Here is a 17,363-nt window from a genome sequence, read left to right on the forward strand (position 1 = left end):
CGCCATGACAAAACAAATTCTGGTTCTGCTGGGACACCCCGACTGCCGCCCCGAACGCTTCGGCTCGGCCCTGGCCAGCGCCTATGTCGAGGCCGCGAGGGCGGCCGGGCATGAGGTGCGGCGCATCGATCTGGCCGACCTCGACACGCCCTTCCTGGGCGGCCAATGGGAATTTGAGAGCCCGCCGCCACCACCGATCCAGGCCGTGCAGCAAGACATCCTGTGGGCCCAGCATATCGTGGTGCTGTTCCCCCTGTGGCTGGGCGCAACCCCGGCCAAGCTGAAGGCCCTGCTGGAGCAGGTGTTCCGCGCCGGCTTTGGCATGGCGGAAAGCCCCAGGGGCCCCGTCCCGCAACTCAAGGGCCGGTCGGCTCGTCTGGTGGTGACCATGGGCATGCCGGCCATCGCCTTTTGGCTGATGTTCGGCGCGCACGGCCTGCTGGCGCTGGAGAAAGGGATCCTGGGTCTGGCCGGCCTGTCACCCATCCGCAAATCGGTGATCGGCGGCGTCGAGGCGATCGGCGGCCAGGGGCGGCTGAAATGGCTGGCCCGCATGCGGCGGCTGGGGACGCTGGGGATCTAGTCCCGGGCGACGGCTGGGCTGCCGGCGCTGGACGCCCCCTCCGTCACGCTGCGTATTCGCAGCGCGCCACCTCCCCCGCACGCTTCGCTACGGGGCAGGAGGGTGAAGCTTCTTTTCTCCTGCCCCGCTTGCGGGGGAGGTGGCGCGGCGCGGATACGCGACGTGACGGAGGGGGCGTTCGGCGTCAGTCGCCGTAACCCACGCCCACCAGATAGAGCCCGTCTGGGGGCGCGACAGGCCCGCAAGCGGTCCTGTCCCTGGCCTCCAGCGCGGCCTTCACGTCTTCCGCGCTCCACCGGCCGATCCCGACCTCGACCAGGGTGCCGGTCATCGACCGCACCTGGCGATGCAGGAAGCTGCGCGCCTCGAACGCCAGACAGACTACCTCGCCCTCGCGCCACACCCGGGCCACGTCGAGGGTCTTCAGCGGCGACTTGGCCTGGCAGTGCATGTCGCGGAAGGTCGTGAAGTCGTGCAGGCCCACCAGATGCTGGGCGGCCGCGTGCATGGCCTGCGCATCCAGCGGCTTCTTCACATGCCACACGCGGCCCTTGTCCAGGGCCGGCGGGGCGGGTCGGTTGAGGATGCGGTAAAGATAGCGCCGCTCATTGGCCGAGAACCGGGCGTGCCAGTCCCCCTGCGCGATCTCGCAGGCCAGGATGCTGACCGCCTCGCGGGTCAGGTGGGCGTTGAGGGCGTTCATCACTGTCTGGGCCGGCCAGTCGCGCTCGAGATCGACATGGACGACCTGTCCCGTCGCGTGGACGCCGGTGTCGGTGCGGCCCGCCGCCGCGATGCGCAGCTCCTGGCCGCAGAAGGCCTTCACCGCCGCCTCGATCGCCCCCTGCACCGACGGCAGGGTCGCCTGGGCCTGGAAGCCGTTATAGGGCCGGCCGTCATACTCGACGAGGAGGCGGTAGCGGGGCATCAGGCCAGAACGGTTCCGGCGGCCAGCGGGAAGCCCCGGATGAAGTCGCCGGCGTCCTGGGCGCCCTTGCCTTCGCGCTGGGCCTTCAGCAGACGCACGGCGCCGTCTCCGCAGGCGATCAGCAGGCTGTCGTCCAGCACGGCGCCGGGCGGGCCCTCAGCATCTTCCACACGCGACAGCAGGGCCTTCACGCGAACCGGGCCCTTCTCGGACGGTGCCTCGAACCATGCGCCCGGGAAGGGCGACAGGCCGCGGATGTGGCAGTCGATTTCGGCGGCGGGCCGGGTCCAGTCGATGCGGGCCTCGGCCGACTTGATCTTCTTGGCGTAGGTCACGCCCTCTTGGCTCTGCGGCGTCTCGCGGGCCGCGCCGCGCTCGATGGCGCCCAGGGCGATCGGCAGGATGCGCGCGCCGACTTCGGCCAGCTTGTCGTGCAGCGACCCGGCCGTCTCCAGGGCGTCGATGCGCACCTGTTCGGACATCAGGATCGGGCCTTCGTCGAGGCCCTCGCTCATCCGCATCACCTGGACGCCGGTGACAGCGTCGCCGGCCATGATCGCCCGTTGGATCGGGGCCGCACCGCGCCAGCGGGGCAACAGCGAGGCGTGCAGGTTGAAGCAGCCCTCGCGCGGGGCGTCCAGCACCGCCTTGACCAGGATCTGGCCGAAGGCGACCACCACGGCGGCGTCGAGATCCAGCGCCTTGAAGGCGGCGATCTCTTCGGGCGTCTTCATCGAGACCGGCGTGCGCACAGGCAGGCCCAGACCTTCGGCGAAGGCGTGAACCGGCGAGGGCTTCAGGTCCTGGCCGCGACCGCGCGGGGCCGGAGGCTGGGAATAGACGGCCACGATCTCATGGCCCGAGGCGACCAGTTCGGCCAGACAGGCGACGGCGAAATCGGGGGTGCCGAGGAAAGCGATGCGCATGGGCGCGGTTTAGCGGTCCGCGCCCCGCATTGAAAGCGGCTGGAGAAAGCCGCCGGCGGAACCTTGGCCGTGGGGGACCGTTATCGGACCGACACTTTTTCCAGGAGCACCACCATGCGTTCCCCCCTGATCTTCGCCGTCTGCGCCGCCGCCCTGTCGCTGGCCGCCTGTTCGGACCAGCACGCCACCGAGATCAAGGAGGGCGCCAAGGCCGCCGCCACCGACATCAAGGACGCGGCCAAGGAAATCTCGACCGATCCCGACGTCAAGGAAGCCGGCACGGCGATCAAGGAGAGCGCCAAGGAGGCCGGGGCCGAGCTGAAGGAAGCCGCCGGCGACGCCACCGACGCGGTCCAGGCCGCCGGCGAGAAAGCCGGCGATGCGGCCAAGGAAGCCGGCACAGACATCAAGGCCGGCGCCAAGAAGGCCGGCCAGGAAACCAAGGAAGAGGTCCACGAGGCGACGCGGTAGGGCTGTTTAGCGGCTCCCGTCTCGGGAAGCGTTATCGCCTAGGGCCAAAAAAGGCTGTCATCCCGGACAAGCGCGCAGCGCGAAGATCCGGGACCGACGCCTGAGCTCGGCGCTCCCGGCGGTCCCGGATCGGCGCCCGGCTTCGCCAGGCTTGTCCGGGATGACAATTTTCTGGAGGCAATCGCGCGTCCCCACCGGGGGAGGATCAGATCAAGCCGCGCGGCGCGCCTTCTTGACCTTGGTGATGGCGCGGTCGCGGCGCAGGCGTGACAGGTGGTCGATGAACAGCACGCCTTCCAGGTGGTCCATCTCGTGCTGGATGCAGACGGCGAACATGCCCTCGGCCTCCTCGACGACGGTCTCGCCCTTATAGTCCAGATAGCGCAGCGTCACCTTCGAAGGGCGCTCGACCTCGTCATAATAGTCGGGGACCGACAGGCAGCCCTCTTCATAGCCTTGCGTCTCTTCCGAGGCCGTCAGGATCTCGGGATTGATGAAATAGCGCGGGGTCGGCTCTTCGCCGTCGCGGGCCAGGTCCATGACGATGACGCGGATGGCCTCGCCCACCTGAACGGCGGCCAGGCCGATGCCGGGGGCGTCGTACATGGTCTCCAGCATGTCATCCATGAGGTGACGCAGATCGTCTGTCACCGCCGCGACGGGGGTGGAGATCTTTTTCAACACGGCCATATCGGCGGCGTTATCGACGGTGAGGATGCGACGGATAGCCATAATAGGTGTCAGGTAAGGGTCTCATTCCCGAGCGTCAAGGTGGGGGATTGCCCCATCCCCGCTTGGGGGGCCAGCTTGGTCAGCGCGCGAACACCGCTTTCGACCGGGGTCAGCTCGGCGATTTCCTTGCCTTCGTGGTCGACCGACAGGTCCTCGAACCGGCGGGCCTGGGTCAGGACCTGGCTCTCCAGCGAGCCGACGAACTGGTTGTATTTGCCCACGGCGCTTTCCAGCGCCTTGCCCACCGCGCCGGCATGGGCGCCCATCACCGCCACCCGCTTGTAGAGCTCGCGGCCCACCGCGACGATATTGGCGGCGTTCCTGGCCTGGTCCTCGACCCGCCAGCCATAGGCCACGGCCTTGCACAGGGCGAACAGGGTGGTGGGCGTGACCAACAGCACCCGCTTGTCCATCGCTTCGGTCATCAGGTCGGGTAGGCGTTCCAGGGCGGCGGCCAGGAAGCTGTCGCCGGGCACGAACATGGCCACGAAATCGGGCGAGCCCTCGGCGGCGAACTGGTCCCAGTAGGTCTTGGCCGACAGGCTGGTCATGTGGGCCCGCACGCTCTGGGCGTGACGCAGCAGGGCCGCCTCGCGCGGCAGTTCCTCGGCCATTTCCTGGGCTTCCAGGAAGGCGTTCAGCGAGCACTTGGCGTCGATGACAAACACCGCCCCGCCGGGCATGCGCACCTTGACGTCGGGCCGGCGGCGGCCCTCGTCGGTGTCGACGCTGAACTGCTCCTCGAAATCGAAGCGCTTGTTGAGGCCGGCGGCCTCAAGGACGTTACGCAGGGTCTGCTCGCCCCAGCGCCCCTGCACGCCGGCCCCGCGCCGCAGGGCGGCCGAGAGCTTGCGGGCTTCGAACTGGGTGGCGACCGAGGCCTCCATCAGGGCGGCGATCTGGGCTTTCAGGCCGCCGGTCTCCTCGGCGCGGGATTTTTCGACGGCGGTGACCTGGGCCTCGAACTTGGCCAGGGTCTCGGCCACCGGCTTGAGCTGGGCTTCCAGCCGCTGCTGCGACAGCAGTTCGCGACTGCGGAAGTTTTCGTCGGCGCGCTTGATCAGGGCCTCGGCCACGGTGTTGGCGGTCATATTGGCCTGCTGGGCGGCCTGGGCGCGGATCAGCTCGCCCTGGGTGGCCGCCTGGTCTTCCAGCAGGCGAGCCCGCTCGTCGGCCTGGGCCAGCCGCTCGTTCAACTGCCAGGCGCGGGCGTCGGCGGCGGTGGCGCGCTTTGAGGCGGCCAGGGCCCAAAGCATGGCGGCGACGGCCATCAGGGCGAAAACGATGGCGAGGATCAGGAACGGATCGGAAAAGTTCATGCTCCGTTCCTAGCCGGAGTCGGGGGCGGGCGGAAGCGGGCTTCCTGCTCAAGCCAAGGCGGCAATGACCGCTTCTGACGCCAACCTACTTGTCATCCCGGCCAAGCGCGTAGCGCGCCGAGCCGGGACCCAGGGCCACCGCACTGCCTTGGCCCCTAGGTCCCGGATAGCCTCTGCGAGGCTTCCGGGATGACAAGGTTATTGAACGCGGAAACCTAGTAAGCGCAGTCGGTGAACACCCGGCTCACATCGCCCTTCCACTCACCGTGATAGAGCTCCAGCAGCTTGTCGGCCCGCGTGCGGCCGCTGTCGGCGATCTCTTCGAGTTCGCCCATATAGATCGTCTCGTCGAGGAACCCGCCGTTCATGTGGGCCCGGCCCTTGAGGCCCGACTTGGCGATGGCGACGAAGTCCTTGGCCACGTCCTGGGCGGTGCGCCCGGCGATCGGCGCCTTGAGACCCAGGACCGGCACGTCGCGGCGCAGCTGGGCGCGCTCCTCAGCCGTCCAGTCCTTGCAGAGGTCCCAGGCGGCGGCCAGGGCGGCGTCGTCATAGAAGACGCCGGTCCACAGGGCCGGCAGGGCGCAGAGGCTGCTCCACGGGCCGGCGTCGGCGCCGCGCATTTCCAGATAGGTCTTCAGGCGCACTTCCGGGAACAGGGTGGTGGTGTGGTCGGCCCAGTCCTTGATCGAGGCGCGCTCGCCGGGCAGCTCATCGATCTTGCCGTCGATGAAGTCGCGGAAATTGCGGCCGGCCAGGTCGATATAGCGGTCGCCGCGCTTGGCGAAATACATCGGCACGTCCAGGGCGTAGCGGGCATAGCGCTCGAAGTCGAAGCCGTCCTCGAACACGAAGTCCAGCAGGCCGGTGCGGTCGGCGTCGGTGTCGGTCCAGACATTGGCCCGGCTGGAGAGGAAGCCGTTGGGCTTGCCTTCCGTGAACGGAGAATTGGCGAACAGGGCCGTGACGATCGGCTGCAGGGCCAGGCTCATGCGGAACTTGGCGACCATGTCGGCTTCGGACGAGAAGTCGAGATTGGCCTGCACGGTGCAGGTGCGCAGCATCATGTCGAGGCCCAGGCCACCGACCTTGGGCATGTAGTTGCGCATGATGACGTAACGCCCCTTGGGCATCACCGGCACCTCTTCGCGCTTCCAGACGGGCGAGAAGCCCAGCCCCATGAAGCCCAGGCCCAACTCGTCGGCCACGGTCTTGACCTCGTCCAGGTGCTGGCCGGTCTCTTCGCAGATGTCGTGCATGGTCAGCAGCGGCGCGCCGCTGAGCTCGAACTGGCCGCCGGGCTCCAGGCTGACATTGGCGCCGTTGCGCTCCAGCCCGATGATGACCTCGCCTTCCATCACCGGCTTCCAGCCAAAGCGCTGCAGGCCGACCAGAAGGGCGTGGACGCCGGTGTCGCCGTAATAGGGCACGGGCGCGTGCGAGCCGAGATAGAAGCCGAACTTCTCGTGTTCGGCGCCGACGCGGAAGGCTTCCTTGGGCTTGGAGCCCGAGGCGAAATAGGCGGTCAGGTCGTCGAGCGTCAGCGGACGCTCCTGCAGGCTAGCGGTGTCGGCCATAAGCCGTCCCTCCCCAGGGTAAAAACTCGGCTCGGCAAGGGAGGCCCTTCCCCCGACCGCGGATTGTCACGCTGCGCAATTGGGCGTTTTCTTTGCGAACCTCAAGAGGCTCGCCCCGCCTTTCGCAACATAAGGGGTTTCGTTCGGCGCAGTGTTGCGCGTCTTTTTGCCGGACGCTAAGCCGCATCATGGATGCTTACCTTCCGCCCGAAATCAAGCTGGCTCAGGCCCTTGCTGAAATCGATACGAGCTTGGCCGCTGGTTTGAGCGAACACAATGCTGAGTTCGGCGAGCTTCTAGCCTCTCTGTACTTCGAGACGGTGGCTCATCGGATGATCGAACTTGCTCAAGAGGGCGAGTGCGAAAAACTGAAAGCCATGGGCCAGCTAATTGAAACTGCGTTGGTTGGCGATCCGATTGCCACAGACATGATCCGCTTCGGGTTCGCCGACACGATCAAGCGAAGTGGCAAGGCTGATTTAGTGGCTCCATTCATTGGCTCAAAGCTCACCTTCTGGATCGAAACAGCGCCCTAACGCCAGTCGCCGGCCGCCGCCTGCCAGAGCGTCAGGGCGCTGATGGCGGCGGTGTCGGCGCGCAGGATGCGAGGGCCAAGCGACACCGGTGTGACGAACGGCAGCGACCGCAAACGCTCGCGCTCCTCCGGCGAAAAACCGCCCTCAGGGCCGATCAGGATGGCGGCCGGCGCGGCGCTGCCGGCCAGGGCCTGGAAGGCCGGACGCGCGTCGCCGCCCTCGTCGCAGAACACCAGCTTTCGCGCCGGGTCCCAGCCGTCGAGGATCTCGGCCAGCTTCACCGGGTCTTCCACGGTCGGCACGTCCAGCCGGCCGGTCTGCTCGGCGGCCTCCATGGCGATGGCGTCGAGGCGCCCCAGCTTGACGAAGTCGACATTGGTTCGTCGGGTCACTGCTAGTCGCACCCTACGCACGCCCAGCTCGGCGGCCTTTTCGACGATGGTCTCGACCCGGCCGCGCTTGACCAGGGCGATGACGAGGTCGAGGTCCGGTCCGAGCGCCATGGGCCGGACCTGCTCGTCGACCTTCAGCAGCGAGCCGCGCTTGCCGGTCTCGGTCAGGGTGGCGGTCCACTCGCCGTCACGGCCGTTGAACAGCGCCACCTGCGCGCCGATGGCCTGGCGCATCACCGAGGTGAGATAGCGCGACTGGTCGAGGGTCAGGACGACGCCGTAGCCGGGGGCCAGGTCCTGGGGAACGAAAAGACGGATCATGTCGCTCTTCTAGCGCGACTTGTGGTTTCAGCGGTAGGCTCCCCCCATGACCAAAATCCGCGACTATGATGAAGAGCTCGCCCATCTGCAGCTGGCCCTGATCCGCATGCAGCAGAAGGCGATCAAGGACGGCTCGAAGACCCTTACCGTGTTCGAGGGCCGCGACGCCGCCGGCAAGGACGGCGCGATCTCGCGGATCACCGAGCACCTGTCGCGGCGCAACACCCTGGTCGTCGCCCTGCCCAAGCCTTCCGACCGCCAGCAGGGCGAGTGGTATTTCCAGCGCTATGTCGAATGGTTGCCGGCGGCGGGCGAGGCGGTGCTGTTCAATCGCTCCTGGTACAACCGCGGCGGCGTCGAGCCGGTCATGGGCTTCTGCACGCCGCAGCAGCACGCCCAGTTCCTCAACGACGTGCCCTCATTCGAGAAGATGCTGGTCGACAGCGGCATGCGCTACGCCAAGTTCTGGCTGGATATCAGCCGGGAGACGCAGGGCGAGCGGCTAAAGGCCCGATCGGAAGACCCCCTGAAGGCCTTCAAGATCAGCCCGCTGGACGCCGTCGCCCAGGAAAAATGGGACGACTACAGCGCCGCCCGCGACGAGATGCTGTCCCGCACCCACACCGAAGCCGCGCCCTGGATCTGCGTCCGCGCCGACCACAAGAAGGCGGCCCGGCTCAACATCATCCGCTGGCTACTGCACGCGGCCGGCGACAAGACGCTGCTGAAGGGCGTGGCCAAGCCCGACCCCGAGGTGATCTTCCCGTTCGAGGTCGCGGCCCTGAGCGACGGGCGGCTGGCGCGGTAGGGCGCCTTGAATCCCTCTCTCATAGAGAGAGGGCGGGGCCCGCCGCCGCAGGCGGTGGGAGGGTGAGAGGTTTCACCGCTGGCCGGGGAAGCTGGATTCATTTTGGGCGGCCGAAGTGGGTGGGAAGCAGACTTCTAGCGAAGCGCTGTTACGGCTTTGAACCTCTAATGGATGTTCGATACTCAACGCCTTTCAGGTCAGTCACTTGGCCGGATGCGCCGTCAATGGTGACTACGACCGGATGCGCGGGATCGGATTCTTTTTCCCCCCGGACCATCCAAGTCCCTTCACTTTGGCGAGCCACCACGCGCGTATCTTCAAACGCCATTTCCCCAGCATACCGCTTCGCAACCGATATAGCGTCCCGCTCCGAGCGAACGGGACCAGGCGGACGCTCGCTGTTGCAGCCGATTAGTGAGACGACCAAAGTTAGAGAGAAGATCGCGGTCAAAGTGCGCATGCGGCCCACCTTACATTGTAGAACTGCCAGCCGGCGCTGCGGTTCGCTAGGGCTCGAAGGCCGTCGGCGCCCCGTTCGGAGAGATTGTAACCTCTCACCCTCCCACCGCTACGCGGCGGGCCCCTCCCTCTCTCAAAGAGAGAGGGATTCAAGGGCCGCCCTGCCCGCTACCTCACCCCGTACAGCGCCATCACGTCCTTGCGGAACGCAGCCCCGCTGTCAGGGCGACTGTAGAACATGTGGCCGCCGGCATAGTTGGACAGGGTGACGCGGCCGGCCACGGTGGCGGGCATGGCGTCGACGATCAGGCGCGAGGCGAAGAACGGGCACGACAGGTCGTTATAGCCGTGGACGATCAGCACCTTCAGCTTGGGGTCGACCGAGACGATCTTGCGCAGATCGGTCACCGACTCGGTGTCGGGGCCCTTGCCGCGATCCCAGCTGCGGTTGACCACGTCCGACAGGGCGTCATAGCGCACGTCCGGCTTCCAGCCGACGATGCGGGTGGTGAAGTCGACGACGGCGCTGGTGGTCGGGGCGATGATGGCGTCGAGGATCGGGTCGTTGACCTCCTGCTCGGGCGCGAAGGGGAAGGGATCCAGGGCGGTGACGTTGCTGTCGTAACGGCTGCCCAGGCGGCCGGTGTCGCGGAACACCTCGCGCAGGAACGACTGGGTCTCCAGACGCCCGCCGGCCCGGCGCACGAACTTGGGATCCAGACCCGTCATGGCCGAGACCTTGGTCGTCAGGCGGTCGAGAGCGGCGGGATCAGAGCCCTTCATCAGGTCGACCATGTATTCGCCGCGCGTATAGTCCTCGACGGCCTTGATGCTCTCGGGCGTCAGCTTGCCGTCGCGCTCCAGCTTGGCGGCCGCGATCGACGGCAGGCTCCACATCGCCGGCAGGGGCGAGATCTCCTGGCCCTGGCGACCGGCGCTGGTCAGCAGCGGCGAGACCAGAACCACGCCCTTCACCGCCACGCCCAGATCTGTCTGCAGGGTGTAGGCCAGGCGCGGGCCGCGGAAGCCGCCATAGCTTTCACCGACGATGTATTTGGGCGAGGCCAGACGCTCGGTCTTGACCAGATAGTCGAAGACGATGCGCGACAGGTAGTCGATGTCCTGTTTCACGCCATAGAAGCGCTTCTTGGTCTCCTCCTCGGTGGTCAGGCTGCGCGAGAAGCCGGTGCCGACCGGGTCGATGAAGACGATGTCGGTGAAGTCCATCCAGCTGGCGGGATTGTCTTCCAGCTTCACGGGCGCGGACGGGCTGTCGCCCTCGGCGCCGAACTGCACGCGCTTGGGACCCAGGGCGAAGTTCAGATAGACGCTGGCCGCGCCGGGGCCGCCGTTGAAGGCGAAGGTGATGGGGCGACCCGGATCACGCGGACCGTCCAGGGTGTAGGCGGTGAACACCACCTCGGCGATCTTCTTGCCCTTCTCGTCGCGCACCGGCATGGCGCCGACCGTGGCGGTGTAGGCCAGGGCCTTGCCGCCCACCGTGGCGGTCTGCTTGACCGACTTGTCGGCCGGGAACGGCGTCAGCTCGCTGGCCGCCGGCTTGTCGCCGGAGGGTTTGGCGTCCTGGGCGAAACCGCCGCCGGCGCCGGCCAGAGCGCCCGCCAGAACCAGGGCCGCGAGCCCGGCCTTGAATGAATTTCGCATCAACACCCCCATACTGAGGCCGAAATTGCTAGTGCATGATCGCCAGCTTCACAACGGCCTCAGGGCGTGATCCTGTCGCGGCGCAGGCGAGGAGACGGCCATGGACCAGACGGCAAGCCAATCAGCCCGGACGACCACCGCCATCCGGCTGGGGACGGGGCTGCTGCAGGGCCTGGCGCTGTTCCTGCTGCACCAGGCGCAGGAAGCCAAGGTCTGGCCGGCCACCCAGCCCCTGGCCTTCGCGCCGCTGGTGCTGGTGGCGCTGTTTGCGCCGTTCGTGATCCTGGCCGGGATCGGGGCCCTGCGCCGCAACAGCCTGATCGTCTGGGCGCTGGGGGCCGCGGCCTTCGCGGCGGGCCTGGCCTTTTATGGCGCCTGGCAGGGCGTCGACGCCGACAAGATGCCCGGCTTCCCGGTGTTCGCCGCCATCGCCGCCGGCCTGTTCATCGCCCATCACCTGATCCAGCCGGCCGAGGCCGAGCGGCGGGTCGTGGCCCGCTATCCGGCCTATTTCGACATCACCTGGATGCACGGGGTGCAGCTGGTCCTGTCGGCGGGTTTCACCGCGGCGTTCTGGATCCTGCTGTTCCTCGGCGCCTCGCTGTTCAAGCTGATCGGCATCGACGCCTTCCAGAAGCTGATCAGCGAAGAGGCCTTCGCCTTCCCCGCCACCACGGTGATGTTCGCCGCCGCCGTGCAGCTGACCGACGTGCGCTCGACCCTGGTGCGCGGCGTGCGCACCGTGGCCCTGACGCTGCTGGCCTGGCTGCTGCCGCTGATGACCCTGATCGCCGCGGGCTTCCTGGCCAGCCTGCCGTTCACGGGCCTTGAGCCGCTGTGGAAGACCAAGGCCGCCACCGCCCTGCTGCTGACCGCCGCCGCCCACCTGATCGTGCTGATCAACGCCGCCTATCAGGATGGCGAGGACGCCCCGCCCGTGGTCCTGAAATGGGCCGCGCGGCTGGCCGGCCTGCTGCTGGTCCCGATCAGCCTGCTGGCCGCCTATGGCCTGGCCCTGCGCATCGGCCAGTACGGCCTGACGCCCGAGCGGGTGTTCGCCGCCGCCTTCGTGGTGATCGCGGCCGGCTACGCCCTGGGCTACACGATCGCCGCCGTGCGGCCCGGCGCCTGGATGAAGGCGCTGGAAAAGACCAATGTGGCTCAGGCCTTCGTGGCCATCGCCCTGATCCTGGCCCTGTTCACCCCGATCGCCGATCCGGCCCGGCTGTCGGTGCAGGACCAGGTGGGGCGGCTGGAGCGCGGCAAGGTCAAGGCCGAGGCCTTTGACTTCCAGTTCCTGCGCTTTGACAGCGGGCGCTATGGCAAGGCGGCGCTGGAGACGTTGAAGGCGAGCCAGGACCCAGCGATCGCCGCCCGCGCCAAGGCGGCGGCGGCGCAGGCGACCAAGGTCGCGCCGGTCATCGAGAAGATCGATCTGTCCAAGCTGACGGTCTATCCGGCCGGCCGCGCCCTGCCCGAAAGCTTCCTGCGCCAGGACTGGCGCGACGACTCCGGATCAGGCTGCATCGGCCCAGGCTCGCAATGCCCGGCCCTGCTGCTCGACGTCAATGCGGACGGCAAGGACGAAGTCCTGCTGGCCAGAGGCGCCAGTTTCGACGTGTTCAGCTTCGACGGCGCGCGGTGGCGCAAGACGGCCGAGACACCCTATGTCTGCGATGCCGTTGATCTGGCCGCTGCCCTGAAGGCGGGAACTGTGCGGGCGGAAGTGACGCCCCAGCACGATATAGTGGTCGGCGAGCGCCGGCTTTTTATGGTTCCGGCGGGTGAAGGCTGCGCAGGCGAGGCGCTAAAGAACACGGGCTGGTACAAGGTCGGCATAATCCAAGAGGACCTGCAATAAGCCTCGCCCTTGGCTCTCAGCTCGGCGTGGCGGCCTTCCTCGACCTCCCGGCCCTTCTGGAACACCAGGATGCGATCAGCGCCGCGCGCCGCCGACAGCCGGTGGGCGATTACGATGGTGGTGCGGCCCAATACCTTGCCGAACAGCACCTACCCGTCCGTCATTCCCGCCCCTGTGGCGGGAACCCCTCGCGCCGCCGCAGGTGCGGGAGGGGCGAAGGGCGCGCGCCCTTCGCTGGCGCTTCACGGGTCAGCTGAAACAGGGGTTCCCGCCACGAGGGCGGGAATGACGGCGCTATAAAGGGTCAGGCGATCTGGTCGTTGACGCCCCTACCCCACGCCCTCGCTCACCGCATTGAGCCGCGCATAGACCCCGCCCCTGGCCTTCAGCTCGGCATGGCGGCCTTCCTCGACCACCCGGCCCTTCTGGAACACCAGGATGCGGTCGGCGCCGCGCACGGTCGACAGGCGGTGGGCGATGACGATGGTGGTCCGGCCGGCCATCAGGCTCTCGGCGGCGATCTGGACCTCGGCCTCGGTTTCCACGTCGAGGGATGAGGTGGCCTCGTCCAGCACCAGGATCGGGGCGTCGGCCAGGAAGGCGCGGGCGATGGCCACGCGCTGGCGCTCGCCGCCCGACAGCTTGACACCGCGCTCGCCCACCAGGGTCTCGTAGCCCTTGGGCAGGCCCAGGATGAAGTCGTGGGCGTGGGCCTTGCGGGCCGCGTCCTCGATCTCTTCGCGGGTGGCGTCCGGCTTGCCGTAGGCAATGTTCTCCAGCAGCGTGCGGTGGAACAGGGCCGGGTCCTGCGGCACCACCGCGATGGCGCGGCGCAGGGAGCCCTGCGTCACCGCCGACACGTCCTGGCCGTCGATGACGATCCGACCGCCCTGCAGGTCGTGCAGCCGCTGGATCAGCTTGACGAAGGTCGACTTGCCCGAGCCCGTCGGTCCCACCAGCGCCACCCGCTCGCCGGGCGCGATGGTCAGCGAGAACTGGTCGTAAAGCGGCGCGCCGGCCGCCTTGTAGCGGAAGGTCACGGTCTCGAAGGCGATGGCGCCGGGGCCGGGGCCGATCTGGAAGGCCGGAGCCCCGGGCGCGTCGGCGATCTGCGGCGCCAGGCGATCCCAGGCGGCGACGTCCTCGCTGTCGTCCAGGCCCTTCTGCAGCATGCGGATGTTCTCACCCAGATTGCGCAGATAGCCGCTCATCAGCATGAAGGCGGTGATGGCGAAGGCCACGTCGCCGGGCGTGGCCGTGCCCTGGCTCCAGCCCCAGACCATCGAGCCCGTCAGCCCGGCCTGCAGCACCACCAGCAGCAGGTTCTGGCCCAGCCACACGTCGGTGAAGCGGCTCCAGGTGATCATCACCGCCTTGCGCCACTGGGCCGTGACCTGGGCGATGCGGGCGGTCTCGCGCGCCTCGGCCCCGAAGCTCTTGACGGTCGGGTTGGAGGTTATGGCGTCGGCCAGGGCCCCGCCGATCTGCGAGTCCAGGGCGTTGGAGCGCAGGTTGCTGGGCCGCACATAGCGCTCGATGACGATCAGGTTGGCGGCCAGATAGGCGGCGATCACCACCAGCGAGATCACGCCCGCCATCGGCTGGCGAAACAGCATCATGATCGACAGGCCAAACAGCACCACCAGGCCCGGACCCAGCCAGATGGTCACCGCGTCGGTGACGCTGTCATAGCCCCACATGGCCCGGGTCAGCTTGCGCACCGTGGCCCCGGCGAAGCTGTCGGCGTGCCAGTCCGACGAGAAGGCCTGCACCTTGGCAAAGCCCTCGTTGGTCATCTCTTCCATGTTGCGGGCGGCCAGCGGGATCCAGAACCGGTGCGAGATATTGCGCACCACCGCAAAGGCGAAATAGACGCCGACGAACAGCCACAGCGCCGACCAGGCGGCCGGGTCGCCGCGCGGCTTTTCCACCACCGCATCGATCAGGTGTCCCGAGGCGTAGGGCAGGGCCAGGTCAAAGGCCACGGCGGCCAGGGTCAGGGCCACGCCCAGCCCGAACAGCACCGGCCGCCGCTTCCAGAACCGCGCGATAAAGCCCAGCACCTGCCCGTTGGACAGCACCCGCTTGCGGTTTCCCGCTTCGTCTTCGTCGTCGATGAAGTCGCTCATGATGCGGGCTAGATACGGGTTTGGGCGCGCCGAGGCCAGTCACGCCGGGATCGTCGAGGCAAGCCGTCTAGCGCAACCCGCTGATCAGGGCCTTGGCCTGCGCCTCGATCTCCGACCTTTTCCTCCGGACCGGGATCAGGGGACACGGAACGCTCAGCACCTTGCGGCAAGGCGGCAGGGCCCTGGGATCGTTCGAGCGCGCGGCGGCGGCCAGCAGCGGGATCATTCGCGTCCACAGCACGGCCGGTTTCATGGGCTTTTCGACCACCATGTCGGCGCCGCAGCACGCGGCCCGCGTGATGTTCACCCGGGAGGTCTCGGCCGTCATGATCGCGAACGGCGTGCGCTGGAGGCGCGGAGACGCGTGGTGGCGCACCCAACGGACCAGGACAAAGCCATCCTCGCCCGGCATGAGCAGGTCGGAGATGATCATGTCGACATTGTTCTGTTCGAGCAGGACCTGGGCCTGGGCCACCGACACGGCGCCGAAAACCGATATGGCGCCCCAGGCGAACAGAACTTCACGCACCAGCCGGATCCATGCCGGGTTGTCGTCAACCACAAGGAAGCGCGACGATCGGACCAAGCCCTCAACGTCGCGCGACATGAACTCCCTTAATTTCCGAACGACCTCGGAAGGTGACTATCGCGTCATACTCGCCCTGAGGTCCGCGTCCGCCACGAATAGTCAACCCAAACGTGCGACCAAATGCCTCAGGCGGCGGGCGCGACGCGGCCGCCCTGGCCTAGCGATCGGCCTTTCGTCGCCCGCCGCCAAACGGCCGCCAGCGCAGGAAGCCCCTGATCGCCGGACCGACCACCGGCGTGCGCAGCAGGGGCCGCACCACCAGAGGCCGGGTCTTGAGGAAACAGACCACCGCCCCGATCCAGAACACCGTGGTCGGCATGCCCGGCACCACGATGCCCACCGCCCCGGTGGCGACCAGGGCCCCGCCCAGACCGTCCAGCGCCCAGCGCTCGGCGCGGGTCAGGCGGCGACGGCGAGCTTTGCGATCGGTCGGGAGCGGAGCCGTCATCGCCGAAACACTATCGCCCAAATATAGCGCCGTCATTCCCGCCCTTGTGGCGGGAACCCCTTTATCCGCCGCAGGTGCGGAGGATTGGCGGGCTGGCCCGCCACGGCGCCTCACTTGCAAACTGAACCAGGGGTTCCCGCCACAAGGGCGGGAATGACGGTGGAAGGGGGAGCTCAGGCCTCGCAGACGCCGCCGATCCGGCGCGGCCCCGGCCGGTTGAGCTTGCGACGGATGCGGGGGCCGAACTTGGTGGCCGACATCAGGCGCAGGACCATGGCCGTATCGCCGCCGCGGGCAAAGGCGCGGCTGGCGGCGGTCCACAGGCTGGTGGTGAGCGGCGCCGGCATGACGATGCCCAGCGCCGCGCCGAGAACCAGCAGCACCCAGCCCGTCGTTCTGAAGGCCAGGGCGGTCGGATCAGCGGGGCGGATGTCGGGCATGGTTTGTCCTCTCACAGTGAGCTTGCCCACTGTGCGCGCGCAGTCGTCATTGATCCAATTGATCGTTCTTTCCATCGCCATAGATCAAACCTATGACGCCCACCGCACACACGCCGACCTGCGTCTTCCCGGCTGGAAAGAAGCTCGCTAAGCCTTTCGCCCATGACGACCATCCTGCCCGACGCCGCCCCGACCAACTGGGTCGACCGCCACGCGCCGCCGGCCCTGCGCCCGTGGCTGAAGCTGGGGCGCTTTGACCGGCCGGCCGGGATCTGGCTGCTGATGCTGCCCGGCTGGCAGGGCATCGCCCTGGCCGGGGCCGAGAAGGGTCAGTGGCCCAATCCGTTGCTGCTGATCGCCTTCTTCGTCGGCGCGGCCCTGATGCGGGCGGCCGGCTGCGCCTTCAACGACATCATCGACCGCGACTTCGACGCCCAGGTCAGCCGCACGGCGATGCGGCCGATCCCGGCGGGGCAGATCAGTGTCAAACAGGCCTGGGCCTTCGTGATCGGCTGCTGCGGGGTCAGTTTCCTGATCCTGGTGTGCCTGGGCTGGCTGGCCATCGGGCTGGGCGTGCTGTCGCTGGGGCTGGTGGCCGCCTATCCGTTCATGAAGCGCATCACCTGGTGGCCGCAGGCCTGGCTGGGCCTGACCTTCAACTGGGGCGTCCTGCTGGGCTATGCCGCCGCCACGGGACAGCTGAGCTGGACCGCCGCCCTGCTCTACGCCAGCGGCATCTTCTGGACCCTGGGCTATGACACCATCTACGCCGTGCAGGACCTGGAAGACGACGCCCTGGCCGGGGTGAAGTCCTCGGCCCGCAAGCTGGGCGACAAGGCGCAGTACGGGGTCGCCGCCTTCTATGCGGCCTCGTTCGTGCTGGCCGTGGCGGCGGCCTGGATGGGCAATCTGGGCGCGCTGTTCCTGCCGCTGGCGGCGCTGTTCGCGGTGCACCTGTCACGGCAGGCGGCGGCGCTGCGACTGGACGATCCGGCTGGGGCGTTGAAGCTGTTCAAGTCCAACACGCTGGCGGGGCTGGTGCTGTTTCTGGCGCTGGTGGCGGGGCTGTGGAAGCCGGAGACGCGGTTTTAGGGCCGTTAAAATTGTCATCCCGGCCAAGCGCGAAGCGCGCCGAGCCGGGACCCAGGGGCAACCGCATTGCCCCGGCCCCTGGGTCCC

General features: G+C 67.9%; 17 protein-coding genes and 2 pseudogenes. 7 read left to right on the top strand and 12 right to left on the bottom strand.

Going from position 1 to position 17,363, the window contains the following annotated elements:
- The first annotated feature begins 4 nt into the window (after positions 1-4).
- Entirely contained in the window at positions 5-583 is a 579-nt protein-coding gene (locus tag ACN2C7_RS18985) for an NAD(P)H-dependent oxidoreductase (protein ID WP_419319029.1), read from the top strand.
- A gap of 184 nt (positions 584-767) precedes the next feature.
- On the opposite strand, the gene truA is transcribed toward ACN2C7_RS18985, so the two are convergent.
- The gene (gene truA / locus ACN2C7_RS18990; RefSeq protein ID WP_419319030.1) at positions 768-1,511 is read right to left on the bottom strand and encodes a tRNA pseudouridine(38-40) synthase TruA; all 744 of its coding nucleotides are present in this window, start codon (positions 1,509-1,511) and stop codon (positions 768-770) included.
- Positions 1,511-2,437: a methionyl-tRNA formyltransferase gene (gene fmt, locus ACN2C7_RS18995; RefSeq protein ID WP_419319031.1), complete on the bottom strand. Its 927-nt coding sequence runs from the start codon at positions 2,435-2,437 to the stop codon at positions 1,511-1,513. The genes truA and fmt overlap by 1 nt, the downstream gene beginning before the upstream one ends.
- A 114-nt stretch (positions 2,438-2,551) precedes the next feature.
- On the opposite strand from fmt, the gene ACN2C7_RS19000 reads away from it, so the two are divergent.
- A complete protein-coding gene (locus ACN2C7_RS19000) occupies positions 2,552-2,908 on the top strand; it encodes a cell surface protein (protein ID WP_419319032.1) in 357 nt (118 codons plus the stop codon).
- A gap of 210 nt (positions 2,909-3,118) precedes the next feature.
- Here the strand turns inward: ACN2C7_RS19000 and def are convergent, their stop codons facing one another.
- The 3 genes from def to ACN2C7_RS19015 all read right to left on the bottom strand — a co-directional run bounded on the left by def (position 3,119) and on the right by ACN2C7_RS19015 (position 6,536).
- Positions 3,119-3,640 carry a peptide deformylase gene (gene def / locus ACN2C7_RS19005; RefSeq protein WP_419319033.1) on the bottom strand — a complete coding sequence of 174 codons (522 nt, stop codon included), beginning with the start codon at positions 3,638-3,640 and terminating at the stop codon, positions 3,119-3,121.
- 8 nt (positions 3,641-3,648) lie between these two features.
- Positions 3,649-4,959 carry a DNA recombination protein RmuC gene (locus ACN2C7_RS19010; RefSeq protein ID WP_419319034.1) on the bottom strand — a complete coding sequence of 437 codons (1,311 nt, stop codon included), beginning with the start codon at positions 4,957-4,959 and terminating at the stop codon, positions 3,649-3,651.
- 215 nt (positions 4,960-5,174) lie between these two features.
- On the bottom strand, positions 5,175-6,536 hold the full coding sequence (locus ACN2C7_RS19015; RefSeq protein WP_419319035.1) for a glutamate--cysteine ligase: 1,362 nt from the start codon (positions 6,534-6,536) through the stop codon (positions 5,175-5,177).
- A gap of 188 nt (positions 6,537-6,724) precedes the next feature.
- Between ACN2C7_RS19015 and ACN2C7_RS19020 the strand changes: the two genes are divergently transcribed.
- Positions 6,725-7,072: a hypothetical protein gene (locus ACN2C7_RS19020; protein ID WP_419319036.1), complete on the top strand. Its 348-nt coding sequence runs from the start codon at positions 6,725-6,727 to the stop codon at positions 7,070-7,072.
- On the opposite strand, the gene ACN2C7_RS19025 is transcribed toward ACN2C7_RS19020, so the two are convergent.
- Positions 7,069-7,785, bottom strand: coding sequence for a 16S rRNA (uracil(1498)-N(3))-methyltransferase (locus ACN2C7_RS19025; protein ID WP_419319037.1), 717 nt, complete (start codon positions 7,783-7,785; stop codon positions 7,069-7,071). The two genes, ACN2C7_RS19020 and ACN2C7_RS19025, sit on opposite strands and share 4 nt — an antisense overlap.
- Positions 7,786-7,831: 46 nt before the next feature.
- Here ACN2C7_RS19025 and ppk2 point away from each other — a divergent pair, with 46 nt between their 5' ends.
- The gene (gene ppk2 / locus ACN2C7_RS19030) at positions 7,832-8,593 is read left to right on the top strand and encodes a polyphosphate kinase 2 (protein WP_419319038.1); all 762 of its coding nucleotides are present in this window, start codon (positions 7,832-7,834) and stop codon (positions 8,591-8,593) included.
- A gap of 627 nt (positions 8,594-9,220) precedes the next feature.
- On the opposite strand, the gene ACN2C7_RS19035 is transcribed toward ppk2, so the two are convergent.
- Positions 9,221-10,717, bottom strand: coding sequence for a S10 family peptidase (locus tag ACN2C7_RS19035; RefSeq protein WP_419319039.1), 1,497 nt, complete (start codon positions 10,715-10,717; stop codon positions 9,221-9,223).
- A 100-nt stretch (positions 10,718-10,817) separates the two neighbouring features.
- Between ACN2C7_RS19035 and ACN2C7_RS19040 the strand changes: the two genes are divergently transcribed.
- Positions 10,818-12,578 carry a DUF4153 domain-containing protein gene (locus tag ACN2C7_RS19040; RefSeq protein ID WP_419319040.1) on the top strand — a complete coding sequence of 587 codons (1,761 nt, stop codon included), beginning with the start codon at positions 10,818-10,820 and terminating at the stop codon, positions 12,576-12,578.
- Here the strand turns inward: ACN2C7_RS19040 and ACN2C7_RS19045 are convergent.
- Positions 12,569-12,706 (bottom strand): annotated as a pseudogene (locus ACN2C7_RS19045) (hypothetical protein); the annotation flags it as partial. The gene ACN2C7_RS19040 and the pseudogene ACN2C7_RS19045 overlap by 10 nt on opposite strands.
- Before the next feature lie 2 nt (positions 12,707-12,708).
- On the opposite strand from ACN2C7_RS19045, the pseudogene ACN2C7_RS19050 reads away from it, so the two are divergent.
- A pseudogene (locus tag ACN2C7_RS19050) lies at positions 12,709-12,869 on the top strand (hypothetical protein); the annotation flags it as partial.
- Positions 12,870-12,907: 38 nt separating this feature from the next.
- Here the strand turns inward: ACN2C7_RS19050 and ACN2C7_RS19055 are convergent.
- From ACN2C7_RS19055 to ACN2C7_RS19070, 4 genes are all read right to left on the bottom strand, one after another.
- Positions 12,908-14,707 (bottom strand): ABC transporter ATP-binding protein, encoded by a 1,800-nt coding sequence (locus tag ACN2C7_RS19055; protein ID WP_419319041.1) that lies wholly within the window; start codon positions 14,705-14,707, stop codon positions 12,908-12,910.
- A gap of 67 nt (positions 14,708-14,774) precedes the next feature.
- On the bottom strand, positions 14,775-15,236 hold the full coding sequence (locus tag ACN2C7_RS19060) for a response regulator (protein WP_419319042.1): 462 nt from the start codon (positions 15,234-15,236) through the stop codon (positions 14,775-14,777).
- Positions 15,237-15,453: 217 nt separating this feature from the next.
- Positions 15,454-15,744 (bottom strand): DUF454 family protein, encoded by a 291-nt coding sequence (locus tag ACN2C7_RS19065; protein WP_419319043.1) that lies wholly within the window; start codon positions 15,742-15,744, stop codon positions 15,454-15,456.
- A gap of 173 nt (positions 15,745-15,917) precedes the next feature.
- The gene (locus ACN2C7_RS19070) at positions 15,918-16,184 is read right to left on the bottom strand and encodes a hypothetical protein (protein WP_419319044.1); all 267 of its coding nucleotides are present in this window, start codon (positions 16,182-16,184) and stop codon (positions 15,918-15,920) included.
- A 162-nt stretch (positions 16,185-16,346) separates the two neighbouring features.
- Here ACN2C7_RS19070 and ubiA point away from each other — a divergent pair, with 162 nt between their 5' ends.
- Positions 16,347-17,276 carry a 4-hydroxybenzoate octaprenyltransferase gene (gene ubiA, locus ACN2C7_RS19075; RefSeq protein WP_419319045.1) on the top strand — a complete coding sequence of 310 codons (930 nt, stop codon included), beginning with the start codon at positions 16,347-16,349 and terminating at the stop codon, positions 17,274-17,276.
- The last annotated feature ends 87 nt before the right edge of the window (positions 17,277-17,363 follow it).

This window comes from Caulobacter sp. ErkDOM-E (genome assembly GCF_048541895.1).
Taxonomy (GTDB): Bacteria; Pseudomonadota; Alphaproteobacteria; order Caulobacterales; family Caulobacteraceae; genus Caulobacter.